This window comes from Oceanobacillus sp. E9 (assembly GCF_001741975.1).
GTDB classification, from domain to species: Bacteria; Bacillota; Bacilli; order Bacillales; family Amphibacillaceae; genus Oceanobacillus; species Oceanobacillus kimchii.
Genome location: NZ_LSNA01000001.1, coordinates 23,396 through 40,444, shown reverse-complemented (window position 1 = coordinate 40,444; position 17,049 = coordinate 23,396). Strand labels below are relative to the sequence as shown.

Below are 17,049 nucleotides of genomic sequence, written 5' to 3'. Positions count from 1 at the left end.
ATCTTGAAGCTTGTAAATACATCCGTAAAACGACCAATTGGAGTAATTATGGTTGTTTTAGCAATCATTGCTTTAGGCGTTGTCTCATTGAGAAACCTAGCTGTAGATCTTTTTCCTGAGATTGATTTACCAGTAGCTGTTGTCGCAACGAATTATCAAGATGCTGCTCCTGAAGATGTCGAAAATTTAATTAGTAGGCCAATTGAATCATCTGTAAGTTCCGTGGAGGGAATTGATACTGTACAATCTCAGTCTCAATCAGGATCATCGATGGTAATGATGATGTTTCAAAATGGCACAGATTTAGATCAAGCCTTATTAGATGTTCGAGAGCAAGTGGATCAGGTAAAAGGTATGTTACCTGATCAAGCTGGTGAACCGAATATTCTCCGTTTTAGCCCAGAAGCTATGCCAGTGGTTTATTTAGGTCTAACTGGTGGAGATACAGCCGAATTAACCGAAATCGCCAACGAACAAGTTGTACCTTATTTTGAAAGACAAGAAGGCGTTGCTTCTGTATCGGTTGAAGGAGGATTAGAACGAGAGATTCAAGTTGAACTAGATGAAGCTCGTATGAAGCAGTATGGAATTACTTCCCAATCGGTCATCCAAGCCATCTCAGAGTCCAATAATTCTAGTTCTGTTGGAACGGTAGAACAAGGGACTCAAGATCTGCAATTACGAGTAACAGGACAATTTGAATCGTTAAATGATATTGAAGAAACACGGATTCAAACGGAAGCTGGTAGTGTTATTCAAGTATCGGATGTAGCGACAGTAAATGATGATTTTAAAGATAGAAGTTCCGATACTTTAGTGGATGGAGAACCGGCTATTGTGTTGTCGGTAATGAAACAAACCGATGCAAATACAGTAGAAGTAGCGAGTAATATACAATCTTCCATGGAAGATTTAATGGGGGACCTTCCAGAAGGAGCTAACTTAAAAACAGTAATTGATACATCTGATTTTATTGAAATGTCGATTGACTCTGTAATAAATAATATCTTAATTGGTGGAGCGATTGCTTTTCTTATTCTTTTATTATTCTTGAAAAGTTTCCGAGCAACAATCGTTATCGGATTATCGATTCCAATTGCGCTTATCTCTACTTTTGCATTAATGTATTTTACTGGTCAAACATTAAATGTTTTAACATTAGGTGGGTTAGCACTCGGAATTGGAATGATGGTAGATAGTTCGATCATTATCTTAGAAAATATCTATTCATACAAAAGACGGGGATATAATCTGTTCGATGCTGCAACAAAAGGTGCATCTGAATTAGCACCAGCAGTTATTGCTTCTACAACAACTACTTTAGTTGTCTTTTTACCAATTATATTTGTAGAAGGTTTATCTGCGGACCTATTCGCTCCATTAGCGTTAGCAGTTGCATTCTCATTAATTGCATCACTTGTTGTTGCAATTACATTAGTTCCTATGTTGTCCTCTAAACTTTTATCGAAGGCAATGGAGGACAAAGGTAGAAGGTATTGGTTTGATCGTTTTCTTGATTGGCTGCGAAATCTTTATAGTGGTGGTCTTAGTCGGGCATTGAAATTTAGAAAAACGACAGTACTCTTAGTAATTCTTGCGATTGCAGGGAGTCTTGCTTTAATCCCACGGATGGGTGCTGAATTTATGCCGTCTTCCGATCAAGGACAGGCACAAATCACGGTTGAGACTGCTCCAGGTAGTAGTCTAGCTTATACACAAACTATTTCTGATCAAGTAAACGAAATACTAAGTGAGTATAATGAATATATAGATACAAGCTATGTCACTGTCGGAGCTACAGGTTTTGGATCTGGGAACCAGGCGACGTATACGATTCAGATGATTCCAGCTTCAGAACGTGACCAGACGACGACAAAAATTGTTCAAGAAATTGATGAAAAGTTACAGCATATTGCTGGTGCTGAAATTGTAGCAAGTGCAATGGACGGCGGTATGCAAATGGGAGACCCGATTACGATCCAATTAAATGGACAAGAACATGAAGTGTTAACTGATTTATCCGAAGAAGTACTTCAGGAAATCAATCAAATCGATGGGATATTCAATGCTTCTACTGCTGCTTCAGAGGGTATACCACAAATGACAATTACAGTAGATGATGCAGTTGCAAGTAGTTATGGACTTACTTCAGACCAAGTAAGCAGCCAAATCCAAATGAAATTCTCTGGACAAGTGGTAACACAATATCGTGAAGATGGACAAGAAATGGATGTAACCCTAGTATATCCTGAAGAAGTAAAAAGCACCATTAATGATTTACAAGATATGTCTATTCAATCACCAACAGGTGCGGAAGTTCCATTGGATGAATTGGTTGAATTAGAACAAGAACAAGGGCCAGAATCATTATTAAGAGAAAATCAACAACCACAGATGAATGTCACTTCTGATATTGTAGATCGAGATTTAGGAAGTGTTGTAGCTGATGTAGAAGCTACATTAGATGGTATGCATTTTCCAGAAGGATATAGCTATTCAATTGGAGGTCAAGCTGCAGATATGGAAGAAGCATTTGCAGAATTAGCGATTGCATTAGTATTCTCCATATTCCTAGTATATGCAGTTATGGCAATCCAATTTGAAAATCTATTGCAGCCATTTATCATAATGTTTGCTTTACCTACAACTATTATTGGAGTTATTGGCGGACTTTGGATTACAGGATTATCATTAAGCATTCCAGCGTTTATCGGTGTAATTATGCTCGCCGGTATAGTGGTGAATAATTCGATTGTACTTGTCGACTATATAAATATTTTACGCAGACGAGGAACAGATCGCTTAGAATCAATTATCGAAGCAGGTAAAACTCGACTACGTCCAATTCTAATGACGACTTTAACTACTATTTTAGCCATGGTACCTTTAGGCTTAGGAATTGGAGAAGGAGCCGAATTACAACAACCTCTCGCAGTTACAATTATATTTGGACTAACAGTATCTAGCTTCTTTACTTTATTCTTTGTCCCTGTTATCTACTTAATATTTGATAATATAACAGCGAAATTTAGAAAAAAAAAGAAAGAAGCATAGAATAAATAAATGAAACCGTATGGGATAAGGATTCGTATATGCAGGTAGGATAAATTCTTACTTACAGCTCGAATGGTACCTTAGCCATACGGTTTTTTGGATTTCAGGGAGTGATATAAGTTGGAAATCAAGTCATAATCTCATTATGCTACTTAGGGCCACTAAATTAAGGTTAAAATAAAAAGGATTTATGTTTCCCATAATCCAGTAATGTAGCGTAAGTTAGTAATATAAACACATTATTTTGATGGATTCATGGTAAATAAAATACTATTTCTTAGATTAAAATTCAGCAAGATTATACATGATTTTTAAATAAACCGGGTATGATATTTTTAAAAGAAATTATTACTGTAGAGGGGGGATCAGATATGTCAATATCTAGAATTATGCAGTGGGTAACAGGGGTGGCAGAAGCTTTATTAGGTATTCCTCTTATCGGTGGCATTTATATTTTTTCTAATGCGTGGACTCCTTTATTCGTCATGCTATTACTTCATATTTTAACGCTTATTTTAGCAAAACGTGATGGACGTTGGATTGCAGGAAGTGTGATTGGTATTATTACAAGTGTTATCGCTTGGATTCCAATAGTTGGAATGGTCATGCATTGGATTTCAGCAATAGCGCTAATCATCTCAGGTTTGCAATCCGATAAAAATGATGATGAAAACATAATATATCAATAATAAAAAAGGTATTGTTTTATAGAAGTAGGTAGAAAACCCACGTAATGTCTATAAATAACAATACCTTTTTTAAACGTGTCGACTTCAAAAATCGCACTTAGTTATAGAACGTTTAGATCGGCCACCAGTGAAAACCATCTTTTTTCAATAATTCGTCGGATGCATCTGGCCCCATTGATCCAGAACGATAATTTGGAAATTCTGGTTGATTTTCAGACCAGTTTGCCAAAATTTTATCAACAAATTGCCAAGATAAAGCAACTTCATCCCAATGGGTAAAGTTAGTTGCGTCGCCTAGCATGCTATCATAAATTAATTTTTCATAAGCTTCTGGTGTATTGATCCCAGATACGGCATTTTGATGGTATGCTAATTGAATTGGCTCTGCTAGAGCACCTTCACCTGATTTACGTGCATTCAAGCAAAGCGTAATTCCTTCATTTGGTTGAATATTAATAACCAATAAATTGGGGTTCTTTTGATCATCTTTTTTATAGTATAGATTCATTGGAATATCTTTAAACTCAATCACGATTTTCGTTGATTTTTCTGTCATACGCTTTCCTGTACGTATGTAGAAAGGAACGCCTGCCCAACGGTAATTGTCGATGAGAAGTTTTCCAGCAACGAATGTTTCTGTTCGAGAATTTTCGAGTTGTTCATCCTCATCTTGATAACCAATAACAGAATTACCTTTAACTGTACCCGCTCCGTATTGACCGCGAATAAAATAGTCATCTACTTTGTTTGAATCCATCGTTCTTAAGGCGCGCAATACTTTAATTTTTTCAGAGCGTACTTCTTCGGTAGTTAAACTGATAGGAGGTTCCATCGCAAGTAATGCAACCATTTGAAGCATGTGATTTTGAACCATATCTCGCGTAGCACCAGAAGTATCATAGTAGCGTGCTCGTTCCTCTACTCCAAGCGTTTCACTACTTGTAATTTGGATGTTGGAAATAAATCGATTATTCCATAAATGTTCAAAAATACCATTCGCGAAACGGATAACTTCAATATTTTGTACCATTTCTTTACCAAGATAATGGTCGATACGATAAATTTGATCTTCACGAAATGCTGCTTGCAATTCTTGGTTTAACTTTTTAGCAGAAGGTAAATCATGACCAAATGGCTTTTCGATTACCAGTCTAGTCCAACCATTCGTATTCTTTAATCCATAATCATTAAGTTGATTTGCGATAGCACCAAAGAAATCTGGAGCCATTGCTAAATAAAATAGTCTATTTCCTTCTGTTTTGTATTGACCTTCAAGGTTTTGAATCATCTCATTTAGTCCCTGATACGATTCCTTTTCAGTCACATCAAATGATTTATAATAGAAATGGGAAATAAATTCGGATAAATCCTCATCTGGAGAAAGAGCATCTTGAATGGAAGTTTCCACATTTTCTCTAAGTACTTCATCTGTCCAAGGACGACGTGCTAAACCAATGACTGCAAAATGCTTATCTAATTTTCCGCTTCGGTACAAACGATAAATGGAGGGGAATAGTTTACGCTTTGCTAAATCTCCAGTTGCTCCGAAGATTACAATAACTGCTCTTGGCTGTATAGTTTGTTCCATCGTTAATTTCCTCAATTCTTTTTCATAATATATTATCATTGTAAGACATTTCACAGTATAATCCAAAAGATAAACACGTACCAACCATATGAACTATAAATATACTAACTTCTTTTCACCGTATGTCATTATGTGCGTTGAATCTGTATGATTTTCTTCAAAATTTGGTTCAACACTTCAGAAAACATTAAACCAATTGCAATTCCTCCTGCTAATAACATAACTTGGGCAGACAGTTGTACGGCTGTATTATAATCATTTTCTACAAAATGAAGCATCGCATTATAAGCAATTCCTCCGGGAACAAGTGGAATGATACCAGAAACGGTAAAAACAATAATCGGCATTTGGAAAAAGCGGGCGCATAAATGACTTAGAATTGCAACAAGCATCGCTGCAAATGTTGTTGCAGGAACAACGTCCATTCCTTGTTGAACTAAGGAATAGTATAGTATCCAACCAAGCATTCCGATTGTTCCACATTGTATTAATGCACTACGGGGAGCATTAAATAAAACCCCAAATCCTGCCGCAGCTATAAAACTCATAATTAGTTGCGTTATCACCTTTTAGTCTCCTTTCTCATTATGTCTTTTATTCATGGATTCCTTCGTTAACTATGATTAGATGGACTTTACAAGAATGCATACATGATAGCTACTCCTGCACCAATCGCAAACGACGTTAAAAGTGCTTCTATTCCTTTTGAAACACCAGAAACGAGATGTCCCGCCATTAAATCACGGATTGCATTTGTAATATGTAGCCCCGGAACAAGTGGCATCACTGCACCGATAATCACACTGTCAATCGTTTCCCCAAGACCAAGCCATAGAAATAAAAATGAAGATAAGCCAATAACAAACCCACCAAAAAACTCAGCAAGAAACCGAATTTCCACGAGCTTTTCAAAAGCTAACATTCCTGCATATCCTATTCCGCCAGCTAAAAGCGCTGGAATAAAATCCTGCCAGGAACCCCCAAACATCATTGTAAACCCACCACTAACAAGCATGGCAGCAATAACTTGAATAGTTGGTGAGAACGTTAACTTATTCTTTTCTATATGTTGAAGCTCATTGTAAGCTTCTTGTTTTGAGATGGTTCCTTCCACAATTTGTCTTGAGACATGATTGACTTCTGCAATTTTATGTAAATCAGTTGATCGACTGGTAATACGTAAAAAATTAGTTGTCGTTGCTAAATCAATCGAAAAATTAATTCCTGTCGGGGTAGCATAACTTTGTGGATTGGTGATGCCATATGCTCGAGCAATTCGATTCATTGTATCTTCTACACGATGCGTTTCCGCACCACTAATCAGCATTATTTTTCCAGCAATCAGGCATATTTTTTCTACAGTAATTAATTCGTCTTTCATTCATCATCACTCACTTCGATGTCTAAAGATTGTATGTCATTTGCTAAAACCTAATAATCATACCTATTATATGCAAGCTTTGATTATATGAAAAGCAATACCGGTTATTCTTAGAAAAAGTGAAAATTGTTTAGATACGTGGATTATTTCTGGGAGGAATGTAGATGTTGTAATTCCAGTGGGCGTTATGACTAGCCCACTGGAATTTAATCGTAAGGGGTATATGTACTCGTTCATCTAATTTTAGCTAGTAATCATAATCATAAAAACCAAGCTAATAATAGGGACAGCATTGGCAAGAGCGATAGCAATGAACGATATACCCCTAGCAGCATTTAAGGTGTGTTCCTCAATTTGTTTTGATTGGCGTAAATGTTTTACTTGAGAAATTTGTGAAAAGACAATAAAAGCATTAAAAATAAAAAGACCAATAACAATTGCTAATGGAATATAAATATCTTCCATGGTAAAAGATTGTCCCTCAGCAAGCACAAAACCAATAATAATAAGAATAATTGGTAAAGCTTCGATAATAGCCACATGTAAAAAGAATTTGCTTTGTATCTTTGCGGTATCACCTTCTCCTTCTAAAATGGCATTATGGGCTTTTTTGTATGCACTGATAATCCCAATTACAGCGATAACAGCAGCTACTACAAATAAATAAGGTATCATAGTTAATCCTCCTTTCTTTTCAAACAATTCGAAATTCCGTTTAATCTTAGCATATTACTCCAGAGGATGCATGAAATATTCGGAGAAAAGTTTGCTAAACCTATTGTATGTTCGATATAATTTAAGACAATTATAGACAAAATATAGGAAAAATGTAGAAATAAACAACTTAGATCAACATCACGATAAAAATAGGAGAATATTATGTTTAACTATGTAGATTTATTCATTGCTTTTACTATTTCATTGATAGCGACACTACTCGTCACGTACCCTGTTCGTAGATTTGCGATTAAAATTGGTGTGATGGATGCACCAAGTAGTCGTAAAATACATAAAGAAATAACCCCACGACTAGGGGGATTAGCCATATTTATTGGTGCTTTTGTGGGAATGATTTATCTTCAACCGTATCATATTTATATGGATGAAATTCTAATTGGCTCATTAATCATTCTGTTAACAGGGGCATTGGATGATAAATATACACTTAAACCATATATGAAATTAACCGGTCAAATTGTTGCAGCTGGCCTGTTAATTTACGCTGGATTAATTATTGAAAGAGTAACAATCCCATTTATAGGGATGATTGAGTTAGGTTACTTAGGACCGGTTCTTACATTCTTTTGGATTATTGGAATTACAAACGCGATTAACCTTATAGATGGCCTAGATGGTCTGGCTACAGGTGTTACAACTATTGCAATGACAAGTATATTTGCAATGGCATTAGTTGATATGCAAGTCATAGTTGCTTATCTCTGTGTCACGTTTATAGGTGCAAATATCGGTTTTCTCTATCATAATTTTTACCCTGCTAAAATTTATATGGGGGACACAGGTTCAAATTTACTCGGTTATATTATGGCTGTAATATCTATATTAGGTTTATTTAAAAATATCACATTCTTTAGCTTTATTATTCCTATCGTTATTTTGGCGGTACCGATTTTTGATACAGTAGTTGCGATTATCCGTAGACTTTATAATAAAGAAAGTATTATGGCTGCCGACCGTAGACATATTCATTATCAATTGATTGATGCAGGATATAGTCATCGGAAAACAGTTATTATTATTTACATATTTAGTACATTATTTGGCTTCATTGGCATTTTATTTTCAGAAGCAAGTGCCATCCTTTCTCTAGTTTGCACTGTGATTTTGCTCGTATTACTTCACATCTTTGCAGAATTAGCAGGATTAGTACTAGGAGGAAAACGTCCAGTAGTAACAGCGTTAAGAAGATTGAAGCAAAAGATAATTGGGTTGTTTAGAAGACGCTCACAATAACTAGTGAGAAATACTCTTTGTTTTTATTCTAAATGAAAAGATAATAATGATAACATGAATCCAAACTACTGTCTTATTCGGTTGAGAAAGACGTAGTTTGGATTTTATAAATGATTTTAAATAGAATTTAAGTGTATTGATATCAAGTAGTTCGGTACGGATGAACGACCATAATACTTGATGGAGCGATAATCTGGTCACTCATTCAATTTTAATTAAGATCTTTCACAGGGGATTGTTAGTTCAGAAGCAGTTATTTAAGGAATCCTTTAACCAAGTAACATACCTGCTAAAACCTCGTTGGTATTAGTAGCAAAATTTAAATAATGGTAAACCTTCTTCCTATATGATAAGATGTTTTTGTCTTTTTTTGTAACTTTACTTATATATATAGAAATTAAATAGAGCATAATTTATAAAATAACAAAATCAAAATAGAAGGAGTTTCATTTATATGGAAAAACGTACTACCTTAAAGAAAACGCTAAAGCCACATTGGGTTTGGGCAATTGCGTTAGGTTCCTCTATTGGCTGGGGAGCTTTTGTACAACCCGCTGCTTGGATGGGGACTGCTGGGCCATTGGGGGCAATGATTGGATTTGCTATTGGTGGTCTACTTATGATGCTGATTGCAGTCAGTTACGGTTTTCTTATTCGAAGCTTCCCAGTATCAGGCGGTGAATTTGCTTACGCATTTATTAGCTTAGGAAGAACACATGCCTTTATTAGTGGTTGGTTTCTTACGTTAGGTTACATTTGTATTGTTGCATTAAACGCATCCGCACTCGCACTAATGTTTAAGTTCGTCTTTCCATCGGTATTAGAAAATTTCTATATGTATCAGATTGCTGATTGGGATGTATATGGTATGGAAATCATAATCGCAACGATCGCACTTATCATTTTTGGGTATTTAAATATACGAGGTGGAGGATTTACAGGCAGCGCACAATTTATTTTTTGTATCATTATGGTTGGGGGAGTATTGCTATTAACAACTTTAGTAGGAATTAATCCATCTGCTGGTATCAGTAATATAGCACCATTATTCCCATCAGACAAAACAGCTATAGCAGCGATTTTATCGATAGTAGCGATTGCGCCTTGGGCTTTTGTTGGTTTTGACAATATTCCACAAGCTGCCGAAGAATTTAATTTTTCTTCTAAAAAAGCATTTCGATTAATTATTTTAGCAATTTTATTTGCAACCATACTTTATTGTCTCATGATTTTCACAACGGCTATGACACAACCCTGGGAAGGATTAGTTGCAGCTGGACATAATTGGGGAACTGCCGAAGCAATACAAAATGTACTAGGTACAGTAGGAGTCGTTATATTAGTTGTCGCACTATTAATGGGAATCTTCACAGGGCTGAATGGTTTTATTATTTCTACAAGTCGTTTACTATTTGCGATGTCACGTGCAAAGTTCATCCCCAAACCATTTTCGAAACTTGGTAAACATGAAACACCATATATCAGCATTATTTTTACTGTCATTGTCGCAATGGTGGCACCATGGTTTGGTAGACAAGCATTAACTTGGGTGGTAGATATGTCATCGATTGGAGTAACAATCGCATATTTTTACACTTGTTACACAGCATTTTCATTATTTAAGTGGAATAAAAACAATGGATTTAATGCGAACAAACATGTCGTATCACCGGGTAAGAAAATATTTGCTTTACTAGGGATGGTTGCTAGTATTGCCTTCCTCGGTTTATTGCTGATCCCTGGATCGCCCGCATTTCTTGGTGTAGAATCACGTATTGCATTAATCGTATGGGTTGTGCTAGGAATCCTTTTCTACATCATGAAATACAAAGATTATAAAAATCTCGACAAAGAAGAGATGAATTATCTTATTTTAGGATCTAAAGAAATTAAAGTGAAGAAAGATTAATAGGAATAGACTAGCTATTTATATCAATAGCTAGTCTATTTTTCCCTTGTAGTAATTCTATCGTCTGAAAATTACAACAAAAAGTACCATGACTTTGTCCCCTGTTACCTATAAAATAATTGCTATATGATTAATATATCTGAATATTAAGTCTCTGAAATTTCGTGAAATAGAGGCAAATGTCTCAGATATACTACATTTTTGGTAGAGGGGGAGAAGCATGCGGAAAAAAGTCGGGATATTATTTTTAGCATTTTTACTTATTTTTTCCAATTTTGCTATGTCGAGCGCAGCGGCAATTCAATCGCTGTCAGGACAAAATTTAACAAAAGGAAATCTTTCGGATGAACTGACAGGCACAGAAGATCCGGAACAAGAAGTACGTGTGGTTGTGGAAATGGAGAAAGAGGCTCCTATTGAAATCGCCACAAAACGTGGAATGACGTACAAAACACTCGAAGAAACAGAGAAGCAACAATTAGAAAAGAATGTGAAGGCACAACAACAAGAAGTAAAAAAAGAAATGGAAGCGAAAAAACTAGACGCTAAAGTTTTACAAGAATTTACTACAGTAGTCAACGGCTTTAGTGTGGAAGTAAAACAAAAGGACATTGAACAAATTGAAGAACTCAAAGGCGTAAAAACAGTACATATCGTCAATGAGTATGAGCGTCCAGAAGTAGAACCAGATATGAAATATAGTAAAGAGTTAGTAGAAGCGCAGCAGGCATGGCGCGACTATGGTTATAAAGGGGAAGGGTTTGTAGTTGGGATTATTGATACAGGCATTGACCCTACCCATCAAGATATGATTCTAAGCGAAGGTAACGAAGCTGCACTATCAGAAGAATTTGTTAACCAACAAATTAATGAAGAAGATTTGCCAGGACAATTCTATACGGAAAAAGTTCCTTATGGTTACAACTATATGGATGAAAATGATGAAATTCGTGAAATCCATGCAGGAGCGAACTATCATGGAATGCACGTAGGTGGAACTGTTGGTGCAAATGGTGATGAAGAAAATGGAGGAATAAAAGGAATTGCTCCAGAAGCGCAATTACTTGCACTTAAAGTATTTGGTAACGATCCAGAAATGCAATCGACCTATGGAGATATTTACATTAAAGCAATTGATGATGCAATTAAATTAGGTGCAGATGCATTAAATATGAGTCTCGGATCACCAGCTGGATTTGTAAATGCTGACTCACCGGAACAAATCGCGGTTGCTCGTGCTGTGGATAATGGTATATTGATGTCGATTTCAGCTGGAAACTCTGCGCTATTCGCGGACGGATACTTCCATCCATACACGTCGAATCCTGATTATGGTGTAAGTGGATCCCCAGGTGTATCCTATGAATCTCTGCAAGTAGCATCCTTTGAAAATATGTATATGGAAGTAGATGGACTAGATTACGAGATTGATGGAGAACCTGGTATGTCTGGTTTCTTATCAGCAGGTAATGTCCATCCAAATGATGTAGATGAGAAGACATTTGACTTAGTCGATGCTGGGTTGGGAATTCCAGAGGATTTTGAAGGTGTTGATGTCGAAGGTAAATATGCGCTTATCCAGCGTGGAGAAAATGCATTTACCGAAAAAGCAATAAATGCTCAACAAGCAGGTGCAGTTGGTGTAATTATTTACAATAACACCGATGGAATTGTAAATATGGCGACAGAACCTACGATTACAATTCCTCAACTATTTATGTTGAAATCAGATGGAGATCGTTTAGCTCAAGCATTACAAAATGAACAAGAAGTATCGATTACATTTAATGGTGAAACTACACAAATGGAAAACCCAAGTGCAGGCAAAATGAGTGACTTTACGTCTTGGGGATTAACACCTAACCTTGATTTCAAACCAGAAATTACGGCACCAGGTGGACAAATTCTTTCCACATTAAATGATAATGAATACGGATTAATGAGTGGTACTTCCATGGCTGCGCCTCATGTTGCGGGTGGAGGAGCATTAGTATTACAACGTGTGGATGAAGAGTTTGGCTATGAAAATGCAGATCGCGTCCACCAAGCAAAAAATATTATGATGAATACATCTGAAAAAGTAGAATTTGAAGGGGAGTATGTATCTCCACGTCGTCAAGGTGCTGGTATGATGCAACTTCACGCAGCACTTTCTACTCCAGTAATCGTAACGGAATCAGAAACAGATGAAGCCAAAGTAGCTTTAAAAGAAATTACAGAAAATGAAATTAGTTTTGAATTAACTGCAGAAAACGTAACAGATGAAGCAGTAAGCTATGACGTAGATGCAAATGTACAAACAGATACTCCAGTTGATGGTGGAGGAGTACTAGTCAATGCACCTAATCTTTTCCCTGCTACCGATTTAGGGGAACTAGCGACTATTAATGGGGAAGCAACGAGTACAATTGAAATTCCTGCAAATGAAGAAGAAACATTTACAGTAACAATCGATTTAAGCTCAGTGGACGCAGATTTAAATGAAATCTATACAAATGGATATTGGTTAGAAGGGTTTGTCACGTTAACAGACCCAACAGATACTAATCCAGAGTTATCAGTACCATATGTGGGCTTTAAAGGGGAATGGGACCAAGCTCCAATTTTTGATACGCCAGTATGGGAAGATGATACTTTCTATGAAATGACTGGAGTACTAACAGATCTTGGTGGAGGAAGTTATGGATTCCTAGGTGAAGACCTAGCAACGGGAGAAATTGATCCAGAGAAGATTGCTTTTTCTCCAAATGGTGATGGCACAAAAGATAATGCGTTAATGGTATTATCATTTCTAAGAAACGCGAAAGATGCCAAATTTACCGTTCGTGATGAAGATGGAAAAGTAGTTCGTACTATCCGAATGGAAAGAGAACTTCGTAAAAATTACTACGATGGTGGAAGAGCACCATACTATTCTTTATCATCTGCAAGAGCATGGGATGGTAAGGTGAATGGAAAACTAGCAGAAGAAGGGCAATACTATCTATCTGTTGATGCAGCAATAGACTACGAAGATGCAGAACGTCAAACACTAGATTTACCAGTAATTCTAGATTTAACAGAGCCTGAATTAGCGGCTACAATAAATCCAAAAGACAATGTTATTACGGTAGATGTATCGGATGAACTAAGCGGAGTAGCTTCATGGGATGTTCTTGTTGACGGTGAGTCCGTATTAGAATCTCCATATGTAAATGGAGAAACAGAACATACATTAAGTGAAGAACTAGGGGAAGAGCAAACCGTAACAATTGTTGCGACAGACTATGCTGGTAATACAGCAGAAGAGGAGCCAGAGGAAATCGTGCCAGATACAACGGTACCTGATCTTCGTCTTCAAACACCAGAATTTCTAGGTGTAGAAGGATCTCGTGATGTCGAATTCACCGGCTATGTAACAGATGAATCTGGTGTTGCTCAAGTAACTATTGATGGAGAAGAAGTTGAATTAGAATATAACGAAGAAGAAGATCGTTATTACTTCTCTAAAGTAATTAAAAAAGATAAAGATGGATACTATACAAGTAAAATTACAGCAGTCGATAATGCAGGTAATGATACAGAAATTGCACGCCGTTATTTCGTAGATTCTGAAGCTGCACAAATAAGCGTAAAAGCTCCTGAAAAAACGAAAAAAGATACGGTTACAGTTAAAGCACATGTGAAAGATAACTTTGATCAAATCGATCTATTTGTTAATGGAAATCATGTGTATATGAATGAACTATCCGAACCGTACGGAAAGAAGAAATTCAATGAAAAAATTGAAGTAGATCTCGATTTAGAAGAAGGCGAAAATGTCTTTGAATTCAAAGTTGTGGATCTAGCAGGCAATGAAACTGTAGAAGAAATCGTTATTGAAAAGAAACCAGGAAAAGGTGATGGTGGCGGAGATAACGATGATGGTAAAGGAAACGGTTGGATTGGCAAAATCATCGGTGGTATTAAAAATATCATCAGTATTATCTGGAGCTTATTTGGATAAGTAAAATAAACAAGAGCATCTGCGATATATTGTAGGTGCTCTTGTTGTATTAAAAAAAGTCCTCAATCAAATGTTTGATTGAGGACTTTTTTATGCTATCTATAAACTCCAATAACTATAACCAGCTTGATAAAAATCGTTTTTATCAAGTGACCCTTTAATATCAATAAATACTTTTTTATTATCTTGTCTATACATCGTATTGATTTTATTTACATTTAGTTCCTTATATTGTTGATGCGGTACAGCTAATACAACAGCATCGAGGTCACGTAGATCTTCTTTTTCAGCTAATTCAATTCCAAATACTTTTTTTACTTCCTGACCTTGGGCAACTGGGTCATGAACAATTACATCTACACCATATTCCTCTAATTCGGTTACAATATCATTCACTTTCGTATTTCTTACATCTCCAACATTTTCTTTAAATGTTAGACCTAAAATAGCTACTCTTGCACCATCAATCTCGATTTTAGATTTAATCATTTTTTTGATAATGTTACCTGCAATATATTTACCCATATCATCATTAATTTTTCTGCCAGATAGAATTATTTGGGAATGATAGCCTAATTGTTCGGCTTTATATGTGAAGTAATAAGGATCCACTCCTATACAATGACCACCAACTAATCCAGGTGTAAAATTCAGGAAATTCCACTTAGTTCCTGCTGCTTCTAATACTGCTTTCGTATCAATATCCATTTTATTGAAAACCATGGATAATTCATTCATAAAAGCGATATTAATATCACGTTGAGAGTTTTCTATCACTTTTGCAGCTTCTGCTACTTTAATTGATTCGGCTTCAAACACACCCGCTTCAATGATGGATCCGTATAATGATGATATCTCTTTTAACGCATCTTCATCAGAACCAGAAACTATTTTTGTTATATTCACTAATGTATTCACTTTGTCACCAGGATTAATTCTCTCAGGTGAATACCCTACTTTAAAGTCTTTTCCAAACGTTAAACCTGATTTTTCTTCTAAAATTGGAATGCAAATTTCTTCTGTTGTACCTGGATATACAGTAGATTCATACACAACAATCGATCCGCTTGATATATTTCTTCCTACTGATTCACTAGCCCCAATCACTGGCTTGAGATTTGGAGTTTTATCCGTATTTATAGGTGTTGGGACAGCTACGATGTGGAATTTACATTCTTTTAATCGAGTTTCGTCATTAGTAAATTCTAGTGTTGTTTGTTTAAGAGCCTCATTACCTACCTCAGAAGTCACGTCAATACCACTTAAATATTGCGCTAGTTTTTCTTTGTTTAAATCAAAACCAATAACATCATATTTTTTTGCAAGTTCTACAGCAAGTGGTAAACCTACATAGCCTAAACCGATTACCGCAATCTTTTCAGTTTTATTTTGAATCTTCTCAAATAAACTCATTATCTTATGCCTACCTTTTTGTAGAGATTAAAGTTAAATATCTTTGCTCAATATTATACAATTATATAGTATTCTTGTATAGTTATACATGAAATGAATGAGTTGTACCATTAAGTTTATAATACTATTATAGTAAACAGAAGAGGAGTGCCTGAAAATGAGTGTAAAAAAAGCAATAATTCCGGCAGCTGGATTAGGAACTAGATTCTTACCTGCTACAAAAGCACAACCTAAGGAAATGTTGCCGATAGTAGATAAACCCACGATTCAATATATAGTAGAAGAAGCTGTACAGTCTGGAATCGAGGATATAATAATCATTTCTGGTCGAGGAAAAAGAGCGATAGAAGATCATTTTGATAAATCCTATGAATTAGAAGAAAAGTTAATAGAAAAAGAAGACTATGATATGTTGCAAGCTGTTCAACAGATTTCCGGGTTGGCAAATATTCATTACATTCGACAAAAGGAGCCTAAAGGTTTGGGGCATGCAATTCATTGTGCACATACATTCATCGGTAATGAGCCCTTTGCTGTTTTATTAGGTGACGATATTGTTGTTTCAGAGGAACCATGTTTAAAACAATTAATTAATGTCTTTGAAGAAAATCATCAAAAATCAGTAATTGGAGTACATGATGTTCCTTGGAAAGATGTATCAAAATACGGAATTGTAAAACCAAGCAAAGGTATGGATAGCTCTTCAGCAGTACAGTATATTGAGGATTTGATAGAGAAGCCAGGAGTTGATCAGTCTCCATCTAACTTAGCTATAATGGGAAGATATATTTTAACACCTGAAGTGTTCCCTATTTTAGAACAGCTTTCCCCGGGTAAAGATAATGAGATTCAATTAACAGACGCTTTAATCGAATTAAAAAAAGTAGAAGAAATGATTGCCTATAATTTCCAAGGAAAGCGCTATGACGTTGGGAATAAACTAGGTTTTATAGAGGCGACGATTGATTTTGCGTTGAATAGAAAAGACATGCATCAAGATGTAAAGCAACTTTTAAAGAAAACATTAGATTCAATGAAGTAGAACAAGGAGAGGTTACA

General features: G+C 35.9%; 11 protein-coding genes. 6 read left to right on the top strand and 5 right to left on the bottom strand.

The annotated features are described in order from the left end of the window. Positions 1–3: 3 nt before the first annotated feature. Both AQ616_RS00140 and AQ616_RS00135 read left to right on the top strand, forming a co-directional pair. A complete protein-coding gene (locus AQ616_RS00140) occupies positions 4–3,054 on the top strand; it encodes an efflux RND transporter permease subunit (RefSeq protein WP_069684723.1) in 3,051 nt (1,016 codons plus the stop codon). A gap of 371 nt (positions 3,055–3,425) precedes the next feature. Further along, entirely contained in the window at positions 3,426–3,743 is a 318-nt protein-coding gene (locus AQ616_RS00135) for a hypothetical protein (RefSeq protein ID WP_017798159.1), read from the top strand. A 112-nt stretch (positions 3,744–3,855) separates the two neighbouring features. On the opposite strand, the gene zwf is transcribed toward AQ616_RS00135, so the two are convergent. From zwf to AQ616_RS00115, 4 genes are all read right to left on the bottom strand, one after another. Then, positions 3,856–5,331: a glucose-6-phosphate dehydrogenase gene (zwf, locus tag AQ616_RS00130; RefSeq protein WP_017798158.1), complete on the bottom strand. Its 1,476-nt coding sequence runs from the start codon at positions 5,329–5,331 to the stop codon at positions 3,856–3,858. Between the two features lie 128 nt (positions 5,332–5,459). Then, on the bottom strand, positions 5,460–5,897 hold the full coding sequence (locus AQ616_RS00125) for a threonine/serine exporter family protein (protein ID WP_017798157.1): 438 nt from the start codon (positions 5,895–5,897) through the stop codon (positions 5,460–5,462). 68 nt (positions 5,898–5,965) lie between these two features. Then, positions 5,966–6,712 carry a threonine/serine exporter family protein gene (locus tag AQ616_RS00120; protein ID WP_017798156.1) on the bottom strand — a complete coding sequence of 249 codons (747 nt, stop codon included), beginning with the start codon at positions 6,710–6,712 and terminating at the stop codon, positions 5,966–5,968. Between the two features lie 243 nt (positions 6,713–6,955). Then, complete coding sequence (locus tag AQ616_RS00115) at positions 6,956–7,387, bottom strand: hypothetical protein (RefSeq protein WP_069684722.1); 432 nt, start codon at positions 7,385–7,387, stop codon at positions 6,956–6,958. 204 nt (positions 7,388–7,591) lie between these two features. Between AQ616_RS00115 and AQ616_RS00110 the strand changes: the two genes are divergently transcribed. From AQ616_RS00110 to AQ616_RS00100, 3 genes are all read left to right on the top strand, one after another. Further along, entirely contained in the window at positions 7,592–8,683 is a 1,092-nt protein-coding gene (locus AQ616_RS00110; RefSeq protein ID WP_017798154.1) for a glycosyltransferase family 4 protein, read from the top strand. A 454-nt stretch (positions 8,684–9,137) separates the two neighbouring features. Further along, positions 9,138–10,592 (top strand): APC family permease, encoded by a 1,455-nt coding sequence (locus AQ616_RS00105; protein ID WP_017798153.1) that lies wholly within the window; start codon positions 9,138–9,140, stop codon positions 10,590–10,592. 220 nt (positions 10,593–10,812) lie between these two features. Beyond that, positions 10,813–14,577, top strand: a complete 3,765-nt coding sequence (locus AQ616_RS00100) for a S8 family serine peptidase (RefSeq protein ID WP_069684721.1) — start codon at positions 10,813–10,815, stop codon at positions 14,575–14,577. A 99-nt stretch (positions 14,578–14,676) separates the two neighbouring features. Here AQ616_RS00100 and AQ616_RS00095 read toward each other — a convergent pair whose 3' ends face one another. After that, positions 14,677–15,990, bottom strand: coding sequence for a nucleotide sugar dehydrogenase (locus AQ616_RS00095; protein WP_017798151.1), 1,314 nt, complete (start codon positions 15,988–15,990; stop codon positions 14,677–14,679). A 157-nt stretch (positions 15,991–16,147) separates the two neighbouring features. Between AQ616_RS00095 and galU the strand changes: the two genes are divergently transcribed. After that, entirely contained in the window at positions 16,148–17,032 is an 885-nt protein-coding gene (galU, locus tag AQ616_RS00090; protein ID WP_069684720.1) for a UTP--glucose-1-phosphate uridylyltransferase GalU, read from the top strand. Positions 17,033–17,049: the final 17 nt, after the last annotated feature.

Bases quoted from the DNA above. Each gene is read 5' to 3' on its own strand.
- AQ616_RS00135 (WP_017798159.1), top strand. From the start codon at position 3,426: ATGTCAATATCTAGAATTATGCAGTGGGTAACAGGGGTGGCAGAAGCT.
- zwf (WP_017798158.1), bottom strand. From the start codon at position 5,331: ATGGAACAAACTATACAGCCAAGAGCAGTTATTGTAATCTTCGGAGCA.
- AQ616_RS00120 (WP_017798156.1), bottom strand. From the start codon at position 6,712: ATGAAAGACGAATTAATTACTGTAGAAAAAATATGCCTGATTGCTGGA.
- AQ616_RS00115 (WP_069684722.1), bottom strand. From the start codon at position 7,387: ATGATACCTTATTTATTTGTAGTAGCTGCTGTTATCGCTGTAATTGGG.
- AQ616_RS00110 (WP_017798154.1), top strand. From the start codon at position 7,592: ATGTTTAACTATGTAGATTTATTCATTGCTTTTACTATTTCATTGATA.
- AQ616_RS00105 (WP_017798153.1), top strand. From the start codon at position 9,138: ATGGAAAAACGTACTACCTTAAAGAAAACGCTAAAGCCACATTGGGTT.
- AQ616_RS00100 (WP_069684721.1), top strand. From the start codon at position 10,813: ATGCGGAAAAAAGTCGGGATATTATTTTTAGCATTTTTACTTATTTTT.
- AQ616_RS00095 (WP_017798151.1), bottom strand. From the start codon at position 15,990: ATGAGTTTATTTGAGAAGATTCAAAATAAAACTGAAAAGATTGCGGTA.
- galU (WP_069684720.1), top strand. From the start codon at position 16,148: ATGAGTGTAAAAAAAGCAATAATTCCGGCAGCTGGATTAGGAACTAGA.